This is a genomic window from Pseudoduganella sp. GCM10020061 (genome assembly GCF_042683405.1).
Taxonomy (GTDB): Bacteria; Pseudomonadota; Gammaproteobacteria; order Burkholderiales; family Burkholderiaceae_D; genus Telluria.
Window position 1 is genome coordinate 448,773 of record NZ_JBHUJS010000002.1, and the last position, 22,812, is coordinate 471,584.

Sequence of the window (22,812 nt, forward strand, 5' to 3'; positions counted from 1 at the left end):
GAGCACGCACGCCACTGCCATTGTCAGCATCCCGGCCTGTTCTACGGTAAGCCATGCATTCCGGCTTGCGCGTACACTCGGCCATGGAGGGCATCCATGAGCAATCTCGACTATCCGCCCGACTTTCCCTCGACACGGGCCGAGCTTGAGGCAGGCATCCTGGCGCTGGAGGAAGGCGACTATGCGCACGCGCATACGATCCTGCTCGCCCTGTTCATCTCTCCCGACATCCCATCGTGGTTCCGCACAGCATTCTGTACTGCGCCCATGCGCGAGCTCTCCCTGACATTCCTTCCGACCCGTGCCGCGCTGCGCCGGATGCGGCAGCGCGCCGACACCCGCATGATGGACGGCGACCACAACCCGGCGCTGCTGCAGCGGGCACTCATGCTGGACGACGCACTGGGCGACATGGTGGGACGCTACCGGCTGCTGCGGCGCCTGGACGTTGTCGCAGGCAATTTGCTCGTCACCTGCCGCGACGGCGCCATGACCGCGTTCGCGGAGCACGCCGATATGCGGCGCGCGCGACGCTACCTGGGTGACTACCGCGATATGCTGGCGTCGCTCTCCGCGCTGCAGGACATGAGCTGGCTGTACAGCAAGACCGACGGATGGGCCGAAGGGGCTGCACTCGCGAATACGCGCAGCTACCTGTACCAGCTCGCCGTGGTCGAGGCGGTGCTGCGCGCCAACGGTGAGTTCCCGGCGGCCGACAGCGTGCAGGAGCAGGCTGCGCAATGGATCACCCGCGCGAAGTTTCGCCGGCTACTGGCGCAGGAACGGAGCCAGCCGGGCTGGTGCGACGACGCGCTGCGCAAGTGGTACGAGAGACAGCAGCCTGGCCGGAACAGGCTGTTTGAGGGGCGTCACGGGTATGCCTCTCCTCGTCCCCACGGTGGACCGAACGCGCTAGCATAGGACAAGTTGCGTCCTATACTGTGAGTTCAGGGGTTCCCATGACAATGCCGCCCATGCAGATTGACACGCAGCAGGTAGTAGAGAAACTCACCGGTGCCGGCGTTCCGCACCGGCAGGCGCGCGCGCACGCTTCAGTGCTGAGCGATGCGTTGCAGGATGTCGATTTGCGAAACTGGAAGCGAAAATTGATTCGCTCGACGCAAAAATGGACGCCAAAATCGATGCTGCAGTTGCGAAGCTTAAAGCTGAGGTTGCGCTTTGGATCGTCACTGCCGGGATTTTTCAGACAGGCCTGATCACTGCGTTGCTGATCGAAATCGTCAACTGATCCTTGAGATTCACTTCGATGGGATTGCAGAGCTGCAGTAATGCGCGAGCGCCTGCAGCACCGCCGGATCCTCTCCGGCAGCACCAACCACTTCCAGAGTCATCTGCGGCAGCTCGGCGCGCAAAGCATCCGCCATCAGTGGCAAGTCGCGCAGCACGTGCCCGCCCTGCCCCAGGAACACTGGCACCACTGTCACGTGCGTGACGCCCGCTGCGGCCAGCTCGCGCACATGCGCAGGCAGGCGCGGCTCCATCAGTTCGAGGAAAGCCAGCGACACGTCGACATCCGGCCGCTGCGCCTGCACGAGGTCGCGCAGGCGCTCGAACGGCGCCGCCCAGCTGGCCGAACGTGCGCCATGCGCGAACAGGACCAGGGCGCGGCGTGCCATCAGTGCCGCTCCACCCATCGCAGGGCAAAGAAGGCCAGCAGCAGGAACAGTGCACTCGGCGCAATCGCGGTGACGAAGGCCGGCAAGGCGCTCAGCAGGCCGATATGCGAGAACAGCGTGTTAATCAGCATGAAAGCGACGCCGATCATGATGCCGACGAAGATCTTGAGGCTCACGCCGCCGCTGCGGGTATGCAGGTAGGCGAACGGCAGCGCGAGCGCCATCAGCACGAAGATCGCCAGCGGGTCGATCAGCTTTTTCCAGAATGCGATCTTGAAGCGCTCGGTCTCCTGCTTGTTCTCGGCCAGGTGGCGCGTATACACCGCCAGTTCGCTGGCCGACATGCGCTTCGGCTCCGCACTGGACACGGACAGGATCTTCGGCGTGATCTCGGAGATCAGGTCGCGGGTGGCCACCTTTTCGGTGACCACGCGGCTGGTCTCCTGGCCGAACAGCGGCAACGCCGGCTCGCCGGGCTTCGGCAACTCGCGCGTGTTGGTAAAGCGCGTCTCCGTCACGTCGTTCAGGCGCCAGGTGTTCTCGCCCTGGAAGGTCGCCTTGGCCGCGGTGGTCAGCGAGCGCAGGCGCATGTCGTTATCGAATTCGAGCACCTTCAGCTCGATCAGCTCACCGTCGTCGCCGATCTTGCGGGTGTTGAAGAAGCGCGCGCCGACGATGTCGCCCTTGGTGCCGTCCGAGCGCACCACGTCCTTGGTCCACAGGCCCGAACGGAACTCCGTCGACACGGTCGTGCCGCGCATCGCGAGCTTGAGCGTCTCGGCCATCGGCGCCACGCGCGGCGTAATGAGCTCGCCGAACACGAAGGTGACCGCGACGAAGATGACGCCGATCTTGAAAAGGATCCATGCGGCCATGCGGGTCGACATGCCGGACGCACGCAGGATGGTGAACTCGGACGTTGCCGCGAACTGCGCCATCGCGTAGATGGTGCCGATCAGCGCGGCCACCGGCATGGTCTCGTACACGTGGCCGGGCATGAGCATCAGCACGTACAGCAGCGCGTGATGGAAGCCGTAGCCTTCCTTGCCGAGGCGCGGCAGTTCGGAGGTCAGGTCCATGAACGCGGTCAGCGCGAGGAAGGCCGCGAGCACGAAGAACACCGCCTGCGTGATCGTGGTCAGGAAATAGCGTTCTGCGAGCTTCATGCGGCACCTGCTTTCGCCATGCGGCCGCGCTTGTAGCGCGAATAGATCGCCAGCGGATGGAAGCGATGGTTGACGTTCAGGCGCAGGACGAACATGCCGATGACCAGCAGCGCGGCGATCACGTGCAGCGGCCACCAGGCCATCGCCAGTGCCAGCTTGTCCTGCCGCACGGCCGCTTCCATCGCCTTGTTCAGGTTATTGTAGGAGAAGAAAATCAGCAGCGCGATCACGAGGTTGGCCGAGCTGCCCGCGCGCGGGTTGACGAAACCGAGCGGGATCGCGAGCAGGATCAGCAGCAGGCAGGTGACCGGCAGCGCGACGCGCCACAGCAGCTCCGCATCGCCGAAGCGGCTGCGGCTGGCCAGCAGCGCGGACGTCGGCAGCGCCTCCGCCGACAGCTCGGCGCCAGTCACGGGCACCTTGGCGGCCACGCGCATGCTGTAGCGTTCGAATTCCATCGACTGGAAATCGGCCTGGCCCGGCGTGCCCTGGTAGCGGCGGCCGTTCTTGAGCACGAGGTAGCGCATGCCCTTGTCGTCCTCCTCGATCACGCCCTGCTTGGCCACCACCACGGTGCTGCCGTTGCTTTCGGCAGTGTTGACAAAGACGTTCTGCACGACGGTCGAATCGTCCGCCACGCCTTCGACGAAGAAGATGCGGTTGGAGGCGGCCGATTCGCGGAACTGGCCGGGCGCGACCTTCTGCAGGTCTTCGCGCTTTTCGAAGCGTTCGATGTATTCGTCGTTCTTCTGGATTGCCCACGGCTGCGCGACCATCGACAGGAAGGCGGTCAGCGCGACCAGCGGAAGGCCGAACGACAGCACCGGGCGGATGAAGGCCGCGAGCGACTGGCCCGACGCGAACCACACCACCATCTCGGAATCACGGTAAGTCCGGGTGACCACCGCCAGCACTGAAATAAAGCTGGTGAGGATGATCACAGTTGGCAGATAATTAAGGGCTGCGAACGCGATGAGTGCGATCACGTCGCTTGGCGCCACTTTGCCGCCGGCGGCTTCGCCGAGGATCTTGATGAGGGACCAGGTGACGAGGATGGAAAACAGCACCGTGAACGTAGCGCCGGCCGTGGCAAGCAGCTCTCGTCGAAGGGCGCGTTGAAAGATCATTGAAAAGTTATAATTAGTGGTTGGGCCAAGCGCCGCACAAAAACACGAATGGAGAATCAAATGGACTTTAGCATAAAAGCATTCGACACAAAAAACACCATCCAGGCCGCAAAATCCGGCTGCATCGCAGTGGCGGTTTTTGAGAACAAGAAGATGTCGGCGCAGGCCAAGGCACTCGACCAGGGCGGTGAAATCACTGCTGCGCTCAAGTCCGGCGACATCAGCGGCAAGCCAGGTTCGACCCTGATGCTGCGCAATGTGACCAAGTCGGGCGCCGAGCGCATCCTGCTGGTCGGCATGGGCGCCGACGAACAAGTCTCCGAGAAGGCCTTCAGCACCGGCGTCGCCGCCGCGATGAAGGCATTCGGTTCGATTGGCGCGAACGACGCCATTATCGCACTGCCAATGGAGAATGTGAAAGGCCGCGAGCTGGACTGGGCGATCCGCGCCTGCGTCATCGCCGGCCACGAAGCCGTATTCCGCACCGACGCGCAGAAGTCCAAGAAGGACCCTGCCCCGGCAGGCGTGCAGCGCGTTGCGCTGGCCGTGCCGAACACGGCGCAGGCCAAGGCCGCGCTGGCGCAGGCGCAAGCCATCGCCAACGGCATGGACCTGACCAAGGAACTGGGCAACCTGTCGCCGAACGTCTGCACCCCGACCTACCTGGCCAACCTGGCGCGCAAGCTGGGCGGCGACTATGGGTTCGAAGTCGAGATCCTCGAGCGCAAACAGCTCGAGGCGCTCAAGATGGGCAGCTTCCTGTCCGTGACCAACGGCAGCGAGCAGCCGCCGAAGTTCATCGTCCTCAAGCACATGGGCGGCAAGGCGAAAGATGCGCCGGTGGTCCTGGTCGGCAAGGGCATCACCTTCGACACCGGCGGCATCTCGATCAAGCCGGGTCCGAACATGGACGAGATGAAGTACGATATGTGCGGCGCGGGCTCCGTGCTCGGCACCTTCCGCGCGATCGGCGAGATGAACCTCAAGCTGAACGTCATCGGCGTGATCGCGGCGTGCGAGAACATGCCGTCGGGCCGCGCGACCAAGCCGGGCGACATCGTCACCTCGATGAACGGCCTGACCATCGAGATCCTGAATACGGACGCCGAAGGCCGCCTGATCCTGTGCGACGCGCTGACCTATGCCGAGCGCTTCAAGCCTGCGGCCGTGATCGACATCGCGACCCTGACCGGCGCCTGCGTGATCGCGCTGGGCAACCACAACTCGGGCCTGTTCACCCGCGGCGACGACGTGCACAACGCGCTGGCCGAGGAGATCCTGGCAGCGGGCCGCCAGGCCAGCGACACCGCATGGCGCCTGCCGGTCGAGGAAGCGTACAACGAGCAGCTCAAGTCCAACTTCGCGGACCTGGCCAACATCGGCACGCCGGGCGGCGCGTCGGTGACGGCGGCCTGCTTCCTGGAGAACTTCACGCGCAAGTACACCTGGGCGCACCTGGACATCGCCGGTACGGCGTGGAAATCGGGCGCGGCCAAGGGCGCGACCGGCCGTCCGGTGCCGCTGCTGACCACCTTCCTGATGAACCGCGCGAAGTAATCGCCGCGACTGAAAGCAAAAGCGCCGGCATGCATGCCGGCGCTTTTTTTTGGAGTCGTCCCTTAGTAAATCGGTGTGCCGGCGGCGGCGACAGGGTCAGCTTCGGCCACCGGCGCGTCCACCAGCCGCTTCATCACAATGGTGATCGTGTCGGGATAATCATGCCCTGCCCCGGTATTACGGTCCACGATGTAGCCCACGCCCGCCGATACCACCACGTTCCCCCACAGCGCTCCGGCGCCCGCACGCGAGGCCACGACTTCGTAACCGGCCGCCTCGCCGGCTTTCCTGCAATCGACCGACAGCGGCCACGCGCGCCTGGACACAGTCACGCGTCCCGGCGCGTTGACGTACCAGCGTCCCGCGTCATTGGCCAGCAGGCAGCCGACGTTGGCGATGGGGCGGTGTCCTTCGACAGCCTGCACGAAGATGGTCTGGGTGGCCGGTTCGGTCAGCGTGGCGCAGCCCGGGAGGGATGCAAGCAGCACGGCGGGGAGGAGCAAGCGGGACATGGCGGCGGCATGGAATGTGATCGGCATGCCTGTATAACGGCATGCCGCGCCGCTTCATGAGGGGAATCAGCCAGTGACGGGCGCGAAGCGCGGCACTTTCTGGCCGTCGACGTCGACCAGCTCGAAGAAGACGTCCCTGGGCCGGGTCCAGATGGACCCGTTGGCCGCACGGTAGACGATCATTTCGGTGTGGTCGGACTCGAGGGTGGCGACGCAGACGAGTTCGTACAGGCCGCCCTTGTAATGCCGGTACTGCATCAGGCGTTCGCAGGTTCCTGCACGCGCACCTGGCGGTTTTCCTTGAGGTCCTGGATCACCTTGACGATGCGCTCCTTGCCGGTCGCGCCGTCGAGCGAGCTGAATGCATCGAGCACTTCGTTCAGGACGCGGGCGCGCACCATCGCTTCGTCGGCAGGCGCCTTGGCGGCCTGGGCACGTTTGCCGACCGGCTTGCCGCTTTCGGCAGCAGCCTGGCCGTGCGCCAGTGCAGCTTGCCAGATCACCCAGCGGCGTTGCGTTTCGAACACGAGATATTCGTCTGGCTTGTCTTCGCGGCGGCGGGTGATGTGCCCATCGCGCTGTGCCCATGCTTCAAATGCTTCACGCATTTTGATTCCTTTTGAATACTAAGATCGCAGTGACCAATGGAATTAGTTGTGCTTACAACAAAATCATAACACGGTGAATGTTGCGCACAGTTGACGGCATAAAAAGAGTCAACCCTGCCCGCGTTATGTTCCCGTAGAGCAACAATAAGCGATTTTTCTTCCCTTGTGTCAAGAAAGTTGCGCAAAGGAAAAATAAATATGCATATGATGCCGTACAGCAACACATTATTGCCGTGAGTTGCTGAACACGACGAGTTCAAGGTGGATCCGCGTAGATCGACGAGGATCGATCAAGTACCCGGTTGTTTGCGTGGAATCGGTCTCGATGCCCGGGAATGGCAGGAGATCGCGACCGATTCCGACCAATCGCCGCAGATCGGCGCAGATTGATCAGTTAACGTTCTGTTTGAGCCACGCAATATAGCGCGAGACTCCCGTTGCGACATCCATGAACTCGCGCTTGTACCCGGCGGCGCGCAGCGCGCTGATATCCGCTTGCGTATAGCTCTGGTATTTACCCTTGAGCTTGTCCGGAAACGCAACGTATTCTAGCAGCCCACGCTGGACAATGGCGTCCAGGTCCATAGGCCCGTCCTCGGCCTTGAGCGCATTGACCACCGCCAGCGCGATGTCGTTGAACGGCTGCGCCCTGCCCGTTCCGAGATTGAAGATGCCGGACTGCAGTGGGTTGTCGTGGAAGAAAAGGTTGACGGCGACGACGTCGTCCACGTGCACGAAGTCGCGCATCTGCGTTCCGGGCGCATAGCCGGCGTATTCCCCGAACAGCTTGACCGCCCCGTTCGCACGGAATTCGTTGTACTGATGGAAAGGCACCGACGCCATCCGGCCCTTGTGGGTCTCGCGCGGTCCATACACGTTGAAGTAGCGCAGGCCGACCACTTGCGAGCTTCCTTCCTTGCCATGCCTGGCCCAGAAGCGGCGCACGTACTGGTCGAACAGGAACTTGGAATAGCCGTAGACGTTCAGCGGCTTCTCGTTGCCGCGCTCCTCGGCGAAGGTCTCGCTGGCGCCGTACACGGCGGCGGAGGATGCGTAGATGAACGGGATGCGCTCGCGCTGGCAGTACTCAAACAGCGCCACGCTGTAGTCGTAGTTGTTCTTCATCATGTAGCGGCCGTCCTGCTCCATGGTGTCGGAACAGGCGCCCTCGTGGAACACGGCGCTGAACTTGCCGGCGTAGTCGCCGCGCTGCAGGCGCTCCAGGAACACGTCCTTGTCCAGAAAGTCGGCAATGCTGGTGTCCACGATGTTGTGGAACTTGTCGGCCCGCGACAGGTTATCTACCGCGAACACGTCCGCGCCGCGCGCGCACAGTGCGTGCACCAGGTTGCTGCCGATGAAGCCTGCTGCTCCAGTAACCAATATCATTTGAATCCTCTTACAAGATAAGTTCGTCCGCGCGGCGCACCGGGAGCATGCGCTGCAGCGGCTCCCACGCCATCTGCGCGGTAATGCCGCGCATGCAGTTGTGGTGGCCCAGCGGGCATTCGCGCTGCTGGCACGGGGAGCACTCGATGTGCAGCCACAGCACCTTGGCCAGGTCCGAATGCGGCGGCGTGTGGCGCGGGTCGGTGGGACCGTAGATCGCCACGATGGGGCGCCCGAGCGCCGCGGCGATGTGCATCAGGCCGGAGTCGTTGGTCACCATCGCGGCCGACTGCGCGATCAGCGCGATCGCTTCCTTCAGCGAGGTTGCGCCGGCGATGTTGCGGGCGTTCGGGGCCAGCGCGACGATCTCCTCGCACACCTCGCGGTCCTTCGGAGAGCCCAGCAGCAGCACCTCCGTACCGGGATGCTCCTGCTGCACCATGCGCGCCAGCTCGGCGAAGTGCTGCACGGGCCAGCGCTTGGCCGGGCCGAATTCCGCCCCCGGCGCGAAAGTGACGTAGCGCGTCCCCTGCGCGATGCCCAGCTTCGCCATGGCCGCGTGCGACGCTTCCGGCGACACCTGCATCTCCGGGTACGGCAGCTTGGCGGGCCGCGCCAGCCCGCGCACGGGGGCGTCGGCCAGCGCCTGGTAGAACTGGGCCATCGGGCGCGGCGCAACGCGCTCGTCATGGTGCATCACGTTTACCAGGCCGTAGCGCATCTCACCCTTGTAGCCGACGCGGCGCGGGATGCCGGCCAGCCACGGGATCAGCGCGTACTTGAGCGTGTTGGGCAGCACGTAGCTGTCCACGTAGCCCTTTTTCGCCAGCTCTTTCGCGAACCGGCGGCGTTCGCCCAGCTGCAAGGCGCCGTGCCTGAAGGGCGTTTCCATCACCGTGTCCACTTCGCGCATCGCCTCCCATGCGGGCGCCACCCAGGCGGGGGCCAGCACGTCGATCGGGCGTTCGGGGTGCAGCTCCTTCAGGCGGCGCAGCAGCGGCTGGGCCATGACGGCGTCGCCGATCCAGTTGGGCGAAATGACGAGCGTGCGGGAGTTTGGCTGGTTCATGGGGCTACATTTTACCGTGCGGGGCGCAGACTGTCCCTTTGGGGGTATCCCCGGCTCGGCCTGTGAGCGAACCGGAACGCCGCGAACGGTCCCTGGCTAGAGGCTGGACGCGGGAACCGGCTGGGAGAACAGGTAGCCCTGGGCGAAATCGCAGCCCTGCTCGCGCAGTTGCGCGAACTGCCCTTCGGTCTCGACGCCTTCGGCCACCACGTCCAGCTGCAGGCTGTCCGACAGCGCAATGATCGCGGCGACGATGGCGCGGTCCTCGGCGCTGTCCTCCAGGTCGCGGATGAAGGCGCGGTCGATCTTCACCTTGTGCACCGGGAAGCGCTTCAGGTAGGCCAGGCTGGAATAGCCGGTGCCGAAATCGTCGATCGACAGTCGGATGCCCATCGCGTTGATCTGCCCGAGCACCTCCAGCGTATGCTCGCCGTGCTGCATCAGCGCCGTTTCGGTGATCTCGAATTCGATCAGGGACGGATCGATGCCGGTCTCGTCGAGGATGCGGCGCACCGAGTCCACCAGCCCGCGGTGCATGAACTGGCGCGGCGACAGGTTGACCGCCAGCGGCACGGGTTCGCGACCTTCCGCCAGCCATGCCATGCTTTGCTCGCAGGCCTTGCGGATCACCCATTCGCCCACCGTCACGATCTGGCCGTTCTCTTCCAGGATCGGGATGAACTGGTCCGGCATCGCCAGCCCCATCTCCGGGCGCGACCAGCGCAGCAGCACTTCCAGCGTGTTGACGCGGCGCGTCTCGATGTCCATGATCGGCTGGTAGTACAGCTCGAATTCGTTGCGGTCCTGCGCGTTGCGCAGGCTGCTCTCCAGCTCGAAATACTGGCTGGCGGCCTGGTTCATCCGCTGCGTGAAGAACTGGTAGTTGTTCCGGCCGCTCGCCTTGGCGTGGTACATCGCGGCGTCGGCATGGCGCATCAGCGTCTCGACATCGTGGCCGTCGTCGGGGTACACGCAAATACCGATCGAGGGCGTGATGTGCAGGGTGCGGCCCTCGAACGGCACCGGCGCGGCCAGCGCGTCGATGATCTTCTGCGCCACCTGCGCGCTCTCGTCGGCGTTGCGGATGCCGGGCACCAGCACCACGAATTCATCGCCGCCCAGGCGGGCCACGGTGTCGCTCGCGCGCACCGACTGGCACAGGCGGGCCGCCACTTCCTTGAGCAGGTGGTCGCCGGTCAGGTGGCCGAGCGAATCGTTGATGGTCTTGAAGCGGTCCAGGTCGAGGAACATCACCGCCAGCTTGCGCTCCGAGCGCTGCGCGCCCAGCATCGCGCGGTCCAGGCGGTCGGCCAGCAGCGCGCGGTTGGGCAGCCCGGTCAGCGTGTCGTGATAGGCCATATGGTGCACGCGCGCCTCGGCCTGGCGGCGTTCCACGATCTCGCCCTGCAGGAGCGCGTTGGCGCCCGCCAGTTCGGCGGTGCGTTCCAGGACGCGCACCTCGAGTTCGTCGCGCGCGCGCCGCACCGCCTCGGCGGCCTCGCGGCGCTGCGTGACGTCATCCACCAGCCACAGCGAGCGTCCGCGCGGATTGCTGAAGTCGAACGGCCGGCCCGACAGGCGCGCCCAGAACCGGCTGCCGTCCTTGCGCACCAGTTCGTACTCGCCCATGCTGGCGCGGCCCGCGTTGAAATCGCGCGCCGTCTCGCTGCGGGCCAGCTCGCGGCCTTCGGCATCCGGGTACAGCTCGCGCACCGGCAGCCCTTCGATCTCGGCCAAATGATAGCCGAACAGTTCGGCCATCTTCTGGTTGCAGCGCAGGTTGCGCCCGCCATCGACCACGGCGATGCCCAGCACCGCCGTATCGAGGATGGCCTGGTTTTCCAGCAGCGCATTGCGCAGCTCTTCCTCCGCCCGTTTCTGCTCGGTGCGGTCTTCCAGGATCCAGATCGTGCCCTGCGACGGGTCTTCGGGATTGACCACGTAGGCGATCAGCTGCGCCCACAGCGTGGTGCCGTCCTTGCGCACCATCTCGGCCTCGCCCTGGAACGGCTTGCCCTTGGCCAGCAGCGGGGCCGACTGCATCCGGATCGCGGTGTGCGCCTCGTCGGACTGGTACAGCGCCCGGCCAGACAGGCCAAGCGCCTCGTCGCCGTCGTAGCCGAACATCTCGGCGAAACCGCGGTTGTAGCGCGTAATCACACGCTTCTTGGTAAACAGGATACTGATCGACGCGTTGGTCATGATCGCCTGCACCTCGATCAGGCGCTGGCGCGCCTCGGTCACGTCCTCCAGGATCCAGATAGTGCCCTTGCGCGCATCATCCGGATCGACCGGCTTGGCGCGCACGCGGCACCAGAACACCGATCCGTCGCGGCGCATGAATTCGTACTCGTGCTTCTCGAACGGCAGGCCGTTGCCCAGCAGGGGCGCGGCTTCACGGTCGAACTCGACGAACGATTCGATGGACGGGAACACGTCCACCGCAGCCAGATTGCCCATTTCCTCGGGCGTGTAGCCGAACATCTCGGCGATCCGCGGATTGCCCGAGACGATCCGTCCGCGCGCGGCGAACACGATGCCGACCGAGGCGTTGTCCAGGATCGCCTTCTGCTCCAGCAGAAGGCGGCGCGTGGCTTCCTCGCGCGCCTTCTGCGCGGTGCGGTCATCGATGATCCAGATGGTTTCCTGCTGGGTGTTTCCCGCGTTGATCGCGTACACATAGAAGTGCGCCCAGAAGGTGCTGCCGTCCTGGCGCCGCAGGCTCATCTCGGCCTGGTAGGTCAGGCCCTGTGCCAGCAGGGCGTTCGCGACCTCGCGCACTTCCTGCAGCTGCTCCCGGCTCGGGAACAGCTCGGCGACATTGCTGCCGACGCCGGCATCGGCCTCGAAGCCGAAGAATTCGCCGAATCGCTGGTTATAGCGCTCGATGGTGCTGTCGCGCATGAACAGGATCGCGACCGGCGCGTTGTCCATGATGGCCTGCATCTCGAGCGACGTGCGGCCCAGCTTGGCCTCGCTGCGATACTGGGCGTCGATGTCCTCGATGATCCAGATCGAGCCGCTGGTCGGCTGGCTGGTGTTGATCGCGCGTCCGTTCAGGCGGCACCAGGCCAGCGAGCCGTCGCGGCGCCGCAGCTGGGTTTCCATGGTATAGGAGTCGCCCTTGGCGAGCAGTTCGAGCGCCTTGACCCGGAACGCCGCGTAGACGATCGGGTCCGGGAACAACGCGTGGGCGGGCTCGCCGACCATCTCGCGCGCGCCATAGCCGAGCATTTGCGCGGCGCGCATGTTCCATTCGCGGATCGTGCTTTCGCGGACGAACACGATGCCGACGGCCGCGTTCTCGAGCATCGCACGCTGCTCCATCAGCATGTTCTCGAGCACGGCGTGGTTGCTGCTCAATCTGCGCACGTCGTTGAAGACCAGCGTCGTGCCGGGGTCGCCAAGGTTGGCGGGCACCGGCCGCGCGCTGACCTGCACCGTCACCTGCTGTTCGCCGGCCAGCAGCACGGCTTCCCACATCGCGTCCTCGTTGCAGGCGGCGCGCAACTGGGCTGCGGTCACGCCGGACAGGTGCTCGACGATATCCATGCCGGCGGCGTCGTGCCCCATCAGGCGGATGAACTGTGCATTTGCGAAGTGGACCACGCCTGCGGGATCGCAGACGCATGCGGGCAGGCCGATCAGCTCGAGCGCTTCGGCGACGAAATCGGAATTACTCGGTACTCGATCCATGGAGGGTACCCGTGCGTGCGCCAGCCTCTCGCCGCCACGGTGTTTATCATTGTGGCGAGATCATAATGCAAAAATGCAGTGGGTTTGGAGATTTTTTGGGGTTGGAAGTGTTCCCGGATGGGCCCGTCCCCTGATCTTTAGTTAGCATTCGCTGGCGACTGCTCCGGCTAAAGATCGGGGGACCGTCTCCTTAGAACGCGTCGCCGGGAACGCGGACGAATCCTTCCATCAGCACGCGCGCGCTGCGGCTCATGATCGCCTTCTTCACGCTCCACTCGCCGTTTTCTTGCGTTGCCTCCGCGCCCACGCGCAGCGTGCCGGACGGATGGCCGAAACGCACCGCGTTGCGCGAACCGCCGCCCGCCGCCAGGTTGACCAGCGTGCCCGGGACGGCTGCCGCGGTGCCGATCGCCACCGCCGCCGTGCCCATCATCGCGTGGTGCAGCTTGCCCATCGAGAGCGCGCGCACCAGCAGGTCGACATCGCCTGCCGCGACCTGCTTGCCGCTCGACGCGACGTAGTCCGCAGGCGGCGCGACAAACGCGACTTTCGGCGTGTGCTGGCGGCGCACCGCTTCGTCGACATGCGCGATCAGGCCCATGCGCACCGCCGCATGCGCGCGGATGGTTTCGAACATGGCCAGCGCCCTTGCGTCGCCGTTGATTGCTTCCTGCAGCTCGGTTCCGCTGTAGCCGATGGCGTCCGCGTTCACGAAGACGATCGGGATGCCGGCGTTGATCATCGTGGCCTTGAGCGTGCCCACGCCCGGCACTTCGAGGTCGTCCACCAGCCGCCCGGTCGGGAACATGGCGCCGCCGGCGCCCTCCTCGTCCGCCGCCGGGTCGAGGAACTCGATCTGCACTTCGGCCGCCGGGAAGGTGACGCCGTCCAGCTCGAAGTCGCCGGTCTCCTGCACCTGCCCGTCCGTCATCGGCACGTGCGCGATGATGGTCTTGCCGATGTTGGCCTGCCAGATGCGCACGGTGGCGATGCCGTCGCGCGGCACGCGGGCCGGATCGACCAGGCCGGCCGACACCGCGAACGAGCCGACTGCGGAAGACAGGTTGCCGCAGTTGCCGCTCCAGTCCACGAATGCGGCGTCGATCGACACCTGGCCGAACAGGTAGTCGACATCGTGGCCCGGCTTGTCGCTGGCCGACAGGATGACCGCCTTGCTGGTGCTGGAGGTGCCGCCGCCCATGCCGTCGATCTGCTTGCCGTAGGGGTCGGGGCTGCCGATCACGCGCAGCAGTAGCGCGTCGCGTGCCAGGCCGGGGACCTGGGCAGCCGCGGGCAGGTCCTGCAGGCGGAAGAAGACGCCCTTGCTGGTGCCGCCGCGCATGTAGGTGGCGGGGATTTTGATTTGTGGTGCGTGGGACATATCGTTTTCCTGAAAAGCGTCGTCCCCGCGCAGGCGGGGACCCATAGCGTGCTTGCGGGAGATGTTGGCATCATCTCGTCGGTGCACCCGGCATGGGTCCCCAGCGTGCGCGGGGACGGCGGTTATGCGGCTTTGGAGGTGGTGGTCTGCTCGAGGAAGTCCTGGGCGAAGCGCTGCAACACGCCGCCCGCTTCGTAGATCGACACCTCTTCCGCCGTGTCGAGGCGGCACGTCACCGGCACTTCCAGTGTGTCGCCGTTCCTGCGGTGGATGACCAGCGTGAGCGTGGCGCGCGGGGTGCGCTCGCCCGTCACGTCGAAGGTCTCGGTGCCGTCGATGCCCAGCGTCAGGCGGTTGACGCCCGGCTTGAACTCCAGCGGCAGCACGCCCATGCCCACCAGGTTGGTGCGGTGGATGCGCTCGAAGCCTTCCGCCACGATCGCTTCCACGCCGGCCAGGCGCACGCCCTTGGCTGCCCAGTCGCGCGAGGAACCCTGGCCATAGTCGGCGCCGGCGATGATGATCAGGGGCTGCTTGCGCTCCATGTAGGTCTCGATCGCTTCCCACATGCGGGTGACCTTCCCTTCCGGCTCGATGCGGGCCAGCGAACCGGCCTTCACTTTGCCGTCCACGACCACCATCTCGTTCTTGAGGGTCGGGTTGGCAAAGGTCGCGCGCTGCGCGGTCAGGTGGTCGCCGCGGTGGGTGGCGTAGGAATTGAAGTCCTCCTCCGGCAGTCCCATCTTGTGCAGGTACTCGCCTGCGGCGCTGTCCAGCATGATCGCGTTCGACGGCGACAGGTGGTCGGTGGTGATGTTGTCGCCCAGGACCGCCAGCGGCCGCATGCCCGCCAGCGTGCGCACGCCAGCCAGCGCGCCTTCCCAGTACGGCGGACGGCGGATGTAGGTGCTCATCGGACGCCAGTCGTACAGCGGGCTGACCTTCTGGCCGTCGTCAACCTGGACGGCGAACATCGGGGTGTACACCTTGCGGAACTGCTCGGGCTTGACGCTCGACTCGACGATCGCATCGATTTCCTCGTCGGACGGCCAGATGTCGGCCAGCTTGACCGGATTGCCGCCGGCGTCGTAGCCCAGGATGTCCTTCTCGATGTCGAAGCGGATCGTGCCCGCGATCGCGTAGGCCACCACCAGCGGCGGCGAGGCCAGGAAGGCCTGCTTGGCGTACGGGTGGATGCGGCCGTCGAAGTTGCGGTTGCCCGACAGGACCGCGGTCGCGTACAGGTCGCGCTCCACCACTTCCTTCTGGATCACCGGATCGAGCGCGCCGCTCATGCCGTTGCAGGTGGTGCAGGCGAATGCGACCACGCCAAAGCCCAGCTTTTCCAGCTCCGGCATCAGCTTCGCTTCTTCGAGGTACAGCGCGACGGCCTTGGAGCCCGGCGCCAGCGAGCTCTTGACCCAAGGCTTGCGCTGCAGGCCGACGCGGTTGGCGTTACGCGCCAGCAGGCCGGCCGCGATCATGTTGCGCGGGTTGTTGGTGTTGGTGCAGCTGGTGATGGCGGCGATGATCACCGCGCCGTCCGGCATCAGGCCCGGTTCGTTCTCGACCACGCCCGAGATGCCGCGCGCGGCCAGTTCCGAGGTCGGCACGCGCTTGTGCGGATTGGACGGGCCGGCGATATTGCGCACCACCGACGACAGGTCGAAGCTGAGCGTGCGCTCGTACTCGGCGGTCTTGAGGCTGTCGGCCCACAGGCCGGTTTCCCTGGCATAGGTCTCGACCAGCTGGACCAGTTCCTCGTCGCGGCCGGTCAGCTTCAGGTACTTGATGGTCTGCTCGTCGATGTAGAACATCGCGGCGGTGGAGCCGAACTCCGGCGCCATGTTGGAGATGGTCGCGCGATCGCCCAGCGTCAGGTGGGCCGCGCCTTCGCCGTAGAACTCGAGGTAGGAGGACACGACCTTGGCGTTCCGCAGGAACTCGGTCAGCGCCAGCACGATGTCGGTGGCAGTGATGCCAGGCTGCGGCTTGCCGGTCAGCTCGACGCCGATGATGTCCGGCAGGCGCATGTACGACGCGCGGCCCAGCATCACGCTCTCCGCTTCCAGGCCGCCCACGCCGATGGCAATCACGCCCAGCGCATCGACCATCGGGGTGTGCGAGTCGGTGCCGACCAGGGAGTCCGGATAGGCCACGCCATCGCTCACCTGGATCACAGGCGACATGCGCTCGAGGTTGATCTGGTGCAGGATGCCGTTCCCCGGTGGGATCACGTCGACGTTCTTGAACGCCTTCTTGGTCCAGTTGATGAAGTCGAAGCGGTCTTCGTTACGGCGGTCTTCGATCGCGCGGTTCTTCTCGAACGCGTCGGGGTCGAAACCGCCGCATTCGACCGCCAGCGAGTGGTCCACCACCAGCTGGGTCGGCACGACCGGGTTGACCATCGCCGGATCGCCACCTTCGGCGGCGATCGCGTCGCGCAGGCCGGCCAGGTCGACCAGCGCGGTCTGGCCCAGGATGTCGTGGCAGACCACGCGCGCCGGGAACCATGGGAAATCGAGGTCGCGCTTGCGCTCGATGATCTGGGTCAGCGAGGCTTCGAGCGCCTCGGGCTCGCAGCGGCGCACCAGGTTCTCGGCCAGCACGCGCGAGGTGTACGGGAGCTTGTCCCAGGCGCCGGGCTGGATGGCATCGACTGCGGCGCGCGCGTCGAAGTAGTCCAGGCTGGTGCCAGGGAGCGGTTTGCGGTGATTAGCGTTCATTTCAATTCCTCGGCCGCCCCGGAACCCATGGTCCCGGGGCGACGGTTTTACTTGCGGTCCTTCAGGGGCACGAACTGCAGGTCTTCCGGACCCACGTAGTTCGCGCTCGGACGGATGATCTTGTTGTCGATGCGCTGCTCGATGATGTGCGCAGCCCAGCCGGACGTGCGCGAGATGACGAACAGCGGCGTGAACATCGCGGTCGGCACGCCCATCATGTGGTACGACACGGCCGAGAACCAGTCCAGGTTCGGGAACATCTTCTTGATATCCCACATGACCGTTTCCAGGCGCTCGGCGATGTCGAACATCTTCATCGAGCCGGCTTCCTGCGACAGCGAACGCGCCACTTCCTTGATCACCTTGTTGCGCGGATCGGAGATGGTGTACACCGGGTGGCCGAAGCCGATTACCACTTCCTTGTTGGCGACGCGGTTGCGGATGTCGGTCTCGGCTTCGTCGGCGCTGTCGTAGCGCTTCTGGATGTCCAGCGCCACTTCGTTGGCGCCGCCGTGCTTCGGGCCGCGCAGCGCGCCGATCGCGCCGGTGATGGCCGAGTGGATGTCCGAGCCGGTGCCGGCGATGACGCGCGCGGTGAAGGTCGATGCGTTGAACTCGTGTTCCGCGTACAGGATCAGCGAGGTGTGCATGGCCTGGACCCACGAATCGCGCGGCTTCTCGCCGTGCAGCAGGTGCAGGAAGTGGCCGCCGATCGAATCGTCGTCGGTCTCGGTGTCGATGCGCTTTCCGTTGTGGCTGAAGTGGTACCAGTACAGCAGCATCGAGCCGAACGAGGCCATCAGGCGGTCGGCGATGTCGCGCGCGCCGGCGATGTTGTGATCGTCCTTCTCAGGCAGGGCGCAGCCCAGCGCCGATACGCCGGTGCGCATCACGTCCATCGGGTGCGCGCCGGCAGGCAGCGCTTCCAGCGCCAGCTTGACTGCCTGCGGCAGGCCGCGCAGCGATTTCAGCTTGCCCTTGTAGGCGGCCAGTTCGGCCACGTTCGGCAGCTTGCCGTGCACCAGCAGGTAGGCGATTTCTTCGAACTCGCAGGCGTCGGCCACGTCCAGGATGTCGTAGCCGCGGTAGTGCAGGTCGTTGCCGCTCTTGCCCACGGAGCACAGCGCGGTGTTACCGGCGGCGACGCCGGACAGTGCGACGGATTTCTTTGGCTTGAAGGCGACTGCTTCTGCTGCAGTTTTTTCGGTCATGGAAATTCTCCTGGGGTTTATTTGTTCTTGGCTTGTGCGAACAGCGCGTCGAGGTGCTGCTCGTACTTGTGGTAATCGATGCGGTCATACAGTTCGGCGCGGGTCTGCATCGTGTCGACCACGTTCTTCTGCGTGCCATCGCGGCGGATCGCGCCGTACACGTTTTCGGCCGCCTTGTTCATCGCGCGGAAAGCCGACAGGGGATACAGCACCAGGCCGACATCGGCCCCCTTCAGTTCCTCGACCGTGAACAGGGGCGTCGAGCCGAACTCGGTGATGTTGGCCAGGATTGGCACTTTAACCGCTTTCGCGAATTGCGAATACATCTCGAGGCTGGTGATCGCTTCCGGGAAGATCATGTCGGCGCCGGCTTCGACGCACGCCACGGCGCGGTCGATCGCCGCGTCCAGTCCTTCCACCGCCAGCGCGTCGGTGCGCGCCATGATCACGAAGTCCTCGTCGGTGCGCGCGTCGGCCGCGGCCTTGATGCGGTCCACCATCTCGCCCTTGCTGACGATTTCCTTGCCCGGACGGTGACCGCAGCGCTTGGCGCCGACCTGGTCTTCGATGTGGCAGGCAGCCGCGCCGAACTTGATCATCGAGCGCACGGTACGGGCGACGTTGAAGGCGGAAGCGCCAAAGCCCGTGTCCACGTCGACCAGCAGCGGCAGGTCGCACACGTCGGTAATGCGGCGCACGTCGGTCAGCACGTCGTCCAGGTTGGAAATGCCAAGGTCGGGCAGGCCCAGCGAACCGGCCGCGACGCCGCCGCCGGACAGGTAGATGGCCTTGAAGCCGGCGCGTTTTGCCAGCAGCGCGTGATTGGCGTTGATCGCGCCCACGACCTGCAGCGGCGATTCTTCCTGGACTGCGCGGCGGAACAGCGCGCCTGGTGTTGGTTTCATGCTTCTTCCCTTCAGGATGTTCGGGTGGGTAATGGGCAATATCACTGCAAGCATCGTGCCAGCAGCGAAACTGGCCTGCCCCTGTGCCTGATCAAAGACTTACAAGCGTTTGGGTCCAACTACGTATCTTACAGCGTTTCAGCTCGCAACATACGGTGCAACATGAAACAAAAATGAAACGTGGCAAGAAGCCTTCTGCGAGATGTCTCGCCGACCGGACGACTTTGGCAACTCCGGCACCACGCCTGCGGCCGGCGAACCATTGGAGCCTGAAACTGTTTCAAAATGAAACAAGACGGTGCGAAATACACTACACTTGAAACATGAACCCGAACAGCCGCCCTCCGTCCGCCAGCACCGACAAGCCGGTGATCTGGACCGTCTCAGTCTCCCGCCTCTCCGACCTGTTCCGCGACATCACGCTCGAGTACGACCACCTGGCGACGATCGAGCCGATCCATCTCGGCTTCGACGAGGCCGCGCGCCACATCCGCGAACGCATGGCGACCGAACGCTGCGACGTCGTGATCTCGGCCGGCTCGAACGCGGCCTACCTGAAGGGCCGCGTGTCGGCGCCGGTGGTGATCGCGAAAGCGTCCGGCTTCGACATCATGCAGGCGCTGGCGCGGGCGCGCAGCGTGTCCAACCGCATCGGCGTCATCACCTACCAGGAGCCGATGCCGCAACTGGCCGAGTTCACCGCCACTTTCGGCGTCGAGATCGCGCAACGCACGTATGTGACCGAAGAAGACGCGCGCGCGCAGATCAACGAGCTGAAGGCCGCCGGCATCCGCGTGATCGTGGGCGCCGGCCTGATCACCGACCTGGCCGAGGAAGCGGGACTGGACGCCGTGTTCGTGTATTCGGCCGCGTCGATCCGGCAAGCCTTCGACGATGCGCTCGAACTGGCGCGCCTGACCCAGCTGGAGGCGAACCGCGCGCGCCGCAATGCGGTGCCCGACACGCTCAGGGCGCGCCATGGCCTGAACGACCTGCGCGGCGACTCGCGCGCGATGGAATCGCTGCGCCAGTCCGTCGTGATGTACGCGCGCTCGCCGGCAACGGTGCTGATCCAGGGGGAAACGGGCACCGGCAAGGAGATGGTGGCACAGGCGATCCACCGCGAAGGTCCGCGCAGCCTGGGCGCCAACCGTCCCTTCGTCGCCGTGAACTGCGGCGCCATCGCCGAATCGCTGCTGGAGTCCGAACTGTTCGGCCACGAGGAAGGCGCGTTCACCGGCGCGCGGCGCGGCGGGCACGCCGGCTTGTTCGAAGCGGCCAACGGCGGCACCCTGTTCCTGGACGAGATCGGCGAAATGCCGCTGCCATTGCAGACACGCCTGCTGCGCGTGCTGGAGGAACGCGAAGTGGTGCGCGTCGGCGGCACGCGCCCGGTTCCCATCAATGTGCGGGTGATCAGCGCGACCCACTGCGATCTCGAAGCGCGCGTGCGCGAAGGCCGCTTCCGCGCCGACCTGTTCTACCGGCTGGCCGTGCTGCGCGTGGCGATCCCGCCGCTGCGCGAGCGCGCCTCCGACATCGGCGCGCTGGCCGGCTGGGCGCTCAAGGGCGCCATGGCGGCACTTGGCGCCCGGCCGCATCCGAATCTCGGCGCCGAGCTGCAGGCTTGCCTGCCGCTGCTGGAGCACTACCGCTGGCCCGGCAACGTACGCGAGCTGCGCAACCTGATGGAGCGGCTGGCGCTGTTCCTTGCCAACGAGCCGCTGCAGGCGCTGACGCCGGCCTTCCTGCAGTCGATCGCGCCGGAGTTGCGGGCGGCGCCGGATGCGCCCCAGCTGTCCAGGCGCCATGAGGAATCGGTGGAGGAAGTGCTGGCCCGTTTCGGCGGGCGCCGCGATGAAGCGGCCGCCTACCTGGGCATCAGCCGCACCACCCTCTGGCGCAAGCTCAAGCGGTAAGTTCCCTGCGTCCCTGCGTCTTGACAGCGGACGCATCGCCCGAACTTTCCCACGATCACGTTACAATCGACCGCTTGATCACTTGGAAACGGAATACGGATGCCCCATGACATCAGCCTGATCACCACCATCTCCGCAGCCCTTGGCTTCGGCCTGGTCTTTGGCCTGATCGCCCTGCGCCTCAAACTGCCTGCCCTGGTCGGCTACCTGGCCGCCGGCATCTTCCTCGGCCCGGCCACGCCCGGCCTCGTTGCGGATGTCCACCTGTCGCAGCAGCTCGCCGAGATCGGCGTGATGCTGCTGATGTTCGGCGTCGGCCTGCACTTCTCGGTCAAGGACCTGATGGACGTGCGGCGCATCGCGCTGCCGGGGGCGATCCTGCAGATCGTCGCCGCCACCGCCATGGGCGTGGGCATGGCGCACATGTGGGGATGGAGCTTTGGCGCCGGCCTGGTGTTCGGCCTGGCGCTGTCCGTTGCCAGCACCGTCGTGCTGCTGCGCGCGCTCGAAGACCGCGGCATGCTCGATTCGATCAACGGCCGCATTGCGGTCGGCTGGCTGGTGGTGGAAGACCTGGTGACCGTGCTGGTGCTGGTCCTGCTGCCGGCACTGTCCGGCTGGCTGGGCGGCAAACCGGCCGGCGATGCCGAAGGTTCGCTCTGGATGGCGCTGCTCACGGCGATTGCCCAGATGGGCGCGTTCGTGGTCTTCATGCTGGTCGTGGGACGCCGCGTGTTCCCGTGGGTGCTGTGGCGCGTGGCCAAGACCGGCTCGCGCGAACTGTTCACGCTGTGCGTGATCGCCACTGCGGTCGGCATCGCCTACGGATCGTCGCTCGTGTTCGGCGTCTCGTTCGCGCTGGGCGCATTCTTTGCCGGCATGGTGCTGCGCGAATCGGCCCTCGCGCACCGCGCAGCGCACGAGTCGCTGCCGCTGCGCGATGCATTCTCGGTGCTGTTCTTCGTCTCGGTCGGCATGCTGTTCGATCCGATGGTGGTGATGGAGCATCCGGTCCATGTGCTGGCGGTCGTTGCGGTCATCATGTTCGGCAAATCGATCGCCGCATTCCTGCTCGTGATCGCCCTGCGCTATCCGCTCAACACCGCGCTGACCGTCTCGGCCAGCCTGGCGCAGATCGGCGAGTTCTCCTTCATCCTGGCAGGCCTTGGCCTGTCGCTGGAACTGCTGCCGAAGGACGCGCACAGCTACATCCTGGCCGGCGCGATCATCTCGATTGCGCTCAATCCGCTGCTGTTCAAGCTGATCGAACCGGTCCAGCGGCTGATCCGGTCGCGCTCGGACATCGCACGCCATTTCGAGCGACCAGACGACCCGCTGGCCGAACTGCCGATGGCCACGCCGGCCGAAAAGCTGGCAGGCCACGTCGTCCTGGTGGGCTACGGCCGCGTCGGCCGCCGCATCGCGGACGACCTGGAAGCGCGCGGCATCCACTTCGTGGTGACGGAACAGAACCGCGAACTGGTCGAGGAACTGCGCCGCCGCGGCACGCCGGCCGTCGCGGGCGATGCAGCCGAACCGGCGGTCCTGATCCAGGCGCACATCGCGCGCGCCCGCATGCTGGTAGTCGCCACGCCGGACACCTTCGGCGTTCGCGCCATGATCAACACTGCCCGCACGCTGAATCCGGAGATCCTGACCGTGGTGCGCACCCACAATGAGCAGGAGGCCGAACTGCTGCGCGAGGAACACGCAGGCCAGGTGTTCGTCGGCGAGCACGAGCTTGCGCACAATATGACGGGCTACATCTGCCGCAAGCTCGGGCCCGGCCCTGCGGACGTGGACAGCAGCGCCGCCGGCATGGCGCCCCAGTACGAATCGCGGCATCCGCTGGCATGACGCGGGGCTGAGCGGGTCAATGCGACCCCATGAAAAAACCGCGCCGGGGCGC

Annotated in this window: 18 protein-coding genes; 5 read left to right on the forward strand and 13 right to left on the reverse strand. The window is 65.5% G+C overall.

What is annotated here, in order from left to right:
* The first annotated feature begins 96 nt into the window (after positions 1–96).
* The gene (locus ACFSQR_RS05845) at positions 97–921 is read left to right on the forward strand and encodes a hypothetical protein (RefSeq protein ID WP_377728687.1); all 825 of its coding nucleotides are present in this window, start codon (positions 97–99) and stop codon (positions 919–921) included.
* Between the two features lie 38 nt (positions 922–959).
* The gene (locus ACFSQR_RS05850; protein ID WP_377728688.1) at positions 960–1,217 is read left to right on the forward strand and encodes a hypothetical protein; all 258 of its coding nucleotides are present in this window, start codon (positions 960–962) and stop codon (positions 1,215–1,217) included.
* Between the two features lie 42 nt (positions 1,218–1,259).
* Here the strand turns inward: ACFSQR_RS05850 and ACFSQR_RS05855 are convergent, their stop codons facing one another.
* From ACFSQR_RS05855 to lptF, 3 genes are read right to left on the reverse strand one after another with little or no spacing between them, the layout of a single operon-like run.
* Positions 1,260–1,637, reverse strand: coding sequence for a sirohydrochlorin chelatase (locus tag ACFSQR_RS05855; RefSeq protein WP_377728689.1), 378 nt, complete (start codon positions 1,635–1,637; stop codon positions 1,260–1,262).
* Positions 1,637–2,803: an LPS export ABC transporter permease LptG gene (gene lptG, locus ACFSQR_RS05860; protein ID WP_377728690.1), complete on the reverse strand. Its 1,167-nt coding sequence runs from the start codon at positions 2,801–2,803 to the stop codon at positions 1,637–1,639. The genes ACFSQR_RS05855 and lptG overlap by 1 nt, the downstream gene beginning before the upstream one ends.
* Complete coding sequence (gene lptF / locus ACFSQR_RS05865) at positions 2,800–3,930, reverse strand: LPS export ABC transporter permease LptF (protein ID WP_377728691.1); 1,131 nt, start codon at positions 3,928–3,930, stop codon at positions 2,800–2,802. Before lptF ends, lptG begins: the two co-directional genes overlap by 4 nt.
* Positions 3,931–3,990: 60 nt before the next feature.
* Between lptF and ACFSQR_RS05870 the strand changes: the two genes are divergently transcribed.
* Positions 3,991–5,487, forward strand: coding sequence for a leucyl aminopeptidase (locus ACFSQR_RS05870; RefSeq protein ID WP_377728692.1), 1,497 nt, complete (start codon positions 3,991–3,993; stop codon positions 5,485–5,487).
* A 62-nt stretch (positions 5,488–5,549) separates the two neighbouring features.
* On the opposite strand, the gene ACFSQR_RS05875 is transcribed toward ACFSQR_RS05870, so the two are convergent.
* The 10 genes from ACFSQR_RS05875 to prpB form a co-directional block, all read right to left on the reverse strand.
* On the reverse strand, positions 5,550–5,999 hold the full coding sequence (locus tag ACFSQR_RS05875; RefSeq protein WP_377728693.1) for a hypothetical protein: 450 nt from the start codon (positions 5,997–5,999) through the stop codon (positions 5,550–5,552).
* Between the two features lie 66 nt (positions 6,000–6,065).
* Positions 6,066–6,257, reverse strand: coding sequence for a DUF1653 domain-containing protein (locus tag ACFSQR_RS05880; protein WP_377728694.1), 192 nt, complete (start codon positions 6,255–6,257; stop codon positions 6,066–6,068).
* On the reverse strand, positions 6,257–6,607 hold the full coding sequence (locus ACFSQR_RS05885) for a hypothetical protein (RefSeq protein ID WP_377728695.1): 351 nt from the start codon (positions 6,605–6,607) through the stop codon (positions 6,257–6,259). The genes ACFSQR_RS05880 and ACFSQR_RS05885 overlap by 1 nt, the downstream gene beginning before the upstream one ends.
* A 390-nt stretch (positions 6,608–6,997) precedes the next feature.
* Complete coding sequence (gene rfaD / locus ACFSQR_RS05890; protein ID WP_377728696.1) at positions 6,998–7,996, reverse strand: ADP-glyceromanno-heptose 6-epimerase; 999 nt, start codon at positions 7,994–7,996, stop codon at positions 6,998–7,000.
* A 10-nt stretch (positions 7,997–8,006) separates the two neighbouring features.
* Entirely contained in the window at positions 8,007–9,065 is a 1,059-nt protein-coding gene (gene waaF, locus ACFSQR_RS05895; protein ID WP_377728697.1) for a lipopolysaccharide heptosyltransferase II, read from the reverse strand.
* Positions 9,066–9,161: 96 nt separating this feature from the next.
* Positions 9,162–12,761 (reverse strand): EAL domain-containing protein, encoded by a 3,600-nt coding sequence (locus tag ACFSQR_RS05900; RefSeq protein WP_377728698.1) that lies wholly within the window; start codon positions 12,759–12,761, stop codon positions 9,162–9,164.
* 190 nt (positions 12,762–12,951) lie between these two features.
* On the reverse strand, positions 12,952–14,142 hold the full coding sequence (prpF, locus tag ACFSQR_RS05905; RefSeq protein ID WP_377728699.1) for a 2-methylaconitate cis-trans isomerase PrpF: 1,191 nt from the start codon (positions 14,140–14,142) through the stop codon (positions 12,952–12,954).
* A gap of 122 nt (positions 14,143–14,264) precedes the next feature.
* On the reverse strand, positions 14,265–16,868 hold the full coding sequence (gene acnD, locus ACFSQR_RS05910; protein WP_377728700.1) for a Fe/S-dependent 2-methylisocitrate dehydratase AcnD: 2,604 nt from the start codon (positions 16,866–16,868) through the stop codon (positions 14,265–14,267).
* A gap of 47 nt (positions 16,869–16,915) precedes the next feature.
* Positions 16,916–18,079 (reverse strand): 2-methylcitrate synthase, encoded by a 1,164-nt coding sequence (gene prpC / locus ACFSQR_RS05915; protein ID WP_377728701.1) that lies wholly within the window; start codon positions 18,077–18,079, stop codon positions 16,916–16,918.
* Between the two features lie 17 nt (positions 18,080–18,096).
* Positions 18,097–18,984 (reverse strand): methylisocitrate lyase, encoded by an 888-nt coding sequence (prpB, locus tag ACFSQR_RS05920; RefSeq protein ID WP_377728702.1) that lies wholly within the window; start codon positions 18,982–18,984, stop codon positions 18,097–18,099.
* 323 nt (positions 18,985–19,307) lie between these two features.
* Between prpB and prpR the strand changes: the two genes are divergently transcribed.
* Positions 19,308–20,903, forward strand: coding sequence for a propionate catabolism operon regulatory protein PrpR (gene prpR, locus ACFSQR_RS05925; RefSeq protein ID WP_377728703.1), 1,596 nt, complete (start codon positions 19,308–19,310; stop codon positions 20,901–20,903).
* A 99-nt stretch (positions 20,904–21,002) separates the two neighbouring features.
* Positions 21,003–22,760, forward strand: coding sequence for a YbaL family putative K(+) efflux transporter (ybaL, locus tag ACFSQR_RS05930; protein ID WP_377728704.1), 1,758 nt, complete (start codon positions 21,003–21,005; stop codon positions 22,758–22,760).
* The last annotated feature ends 52 nt before the right edge of the window (positions 22,761–22,812 follow it).

Bases quoted from the DNA above. Each gene is read 5' to 3' on its own strand.
- acnD (WP_377728700.1), bottom strand. From the start codon at position 16,868: ATGAACGCTAATCACCGCAAACCGCTCCCTGGCACCAGCCTGGACTAC.
- ACFSQR_RS05885 (WP_377728695.1), bottom strand. From the start codon at position 6,607: ATGCGTGAAGCATTTGAAGCATGGGCACAGCGCGATGGGCACATCACC.
- lptF (WP_377728691.1), bottom strand. From the start codon at position 3,930: ATGATCTTTCAACGCGCCCTTCGACGAGAGCTGCTTGCCACGGCCGGC.
- waaF (WP_377728697.1), bottom strand. From the start codon at position 9,065: ATGAACCAGCCAAACTCCCGCACGCTCGTCATTTCGCCCAACTGGATC.
- ACFSQR_RS05875 (WP_377728693.1), bottom strand. From the start codon at position 5,999: ATGTCCCGCTTGCTCCTCCCCGCCGTGCTGCTTGCATCCCTCCCGGGC.
- ACFSQR_RS05880 (WP_377728694.1), bottom strand. From the start codon at position 6,257: ATGCAGTACCGGCATTACAAGGGCGGCCTGTACGAACTCGTCTGCGTC.
- ACFSQR_RS05900 (WP_377728698.1), bottom strand. From the start codon at position 12,761: ATGGATCGAGTACCGAGTAATTCCGATTTCGTCGCCGAAGCGCTCGAG.
- prpR (WP_377728703.1), top strand. From the start codon at position 19,308: ATGAACCCGAACAGCCGCCCTCCGTCCGCCAGCACCGACAAGCCGGTG.
- lptG (WP_377728690.1), bottom strand. From the start codon at position 2,803: ATGAAGCTCGCAGAACGCTATTTCCTGACCACGATCACGCAGGCGGTG.
- ACFSQR_RS05855 (WP_377728689.1), bottom strand. From the start codon at position 1,637: ATGGCACGCCGCGCCCTGGTCCTGTTCGCGCATGGCGCACGTTCGGCC.
- ACFSQR_RS05850 (WP_377728688.1), top strand. From the start codon at position 960: ATGACAATGCCGCCCATGCAGATTGACACGCAGCAGGTAGTAGAGAAA.
- ACFSQR_RS05845 (WP_377728687.1), top strand. From the start codon at position 97: ATGAGCAATCTCGACTATCCGCCCGACTTTCCCTCGACACGGGCCGAG.
- prpB (WP_377728702.1), bottom strand. From the start codon at position 18,984: ATGAAACCAACACCAGGCGCGCTGTTCCGCCGCGCAGTCCAGGAAGAA.
- ybaL (WP_377728704.1), top strand. From the start codon at position 21,003: ATGCCCCATGACATCAGCCTGATCACCACCATCTCCGCAGCCCTTGGC.
- prpF (WP_377728699.1), bottom strand. From the start codon at position 14,142: ATGTCCCACGCACCACAAATCAAAATCCCCGCCACCTACATGCGCGGC.
- ACFSQR_RS05870 (WP_377728692.1), top strand. From the start codon at position 3,991: ATGGACTTTAGCATAAAAGCATTCGACACAAAAAACACCATCCAGGCC.
- rfaD (WP_377728696.1), bottom strand. From the start codon at position 7,996: ATGATATTGGTTACTGGAGCAGCAGGCTTCATCGGCAGCAACCTGGTG.
- prpC (WP_377728701.1), bottom strand. From the start codon at position 18,079: ATGACCGAAAAAACTGCAGCAGAAGCAGTCGCCTTCAAGCCAAAGAAA.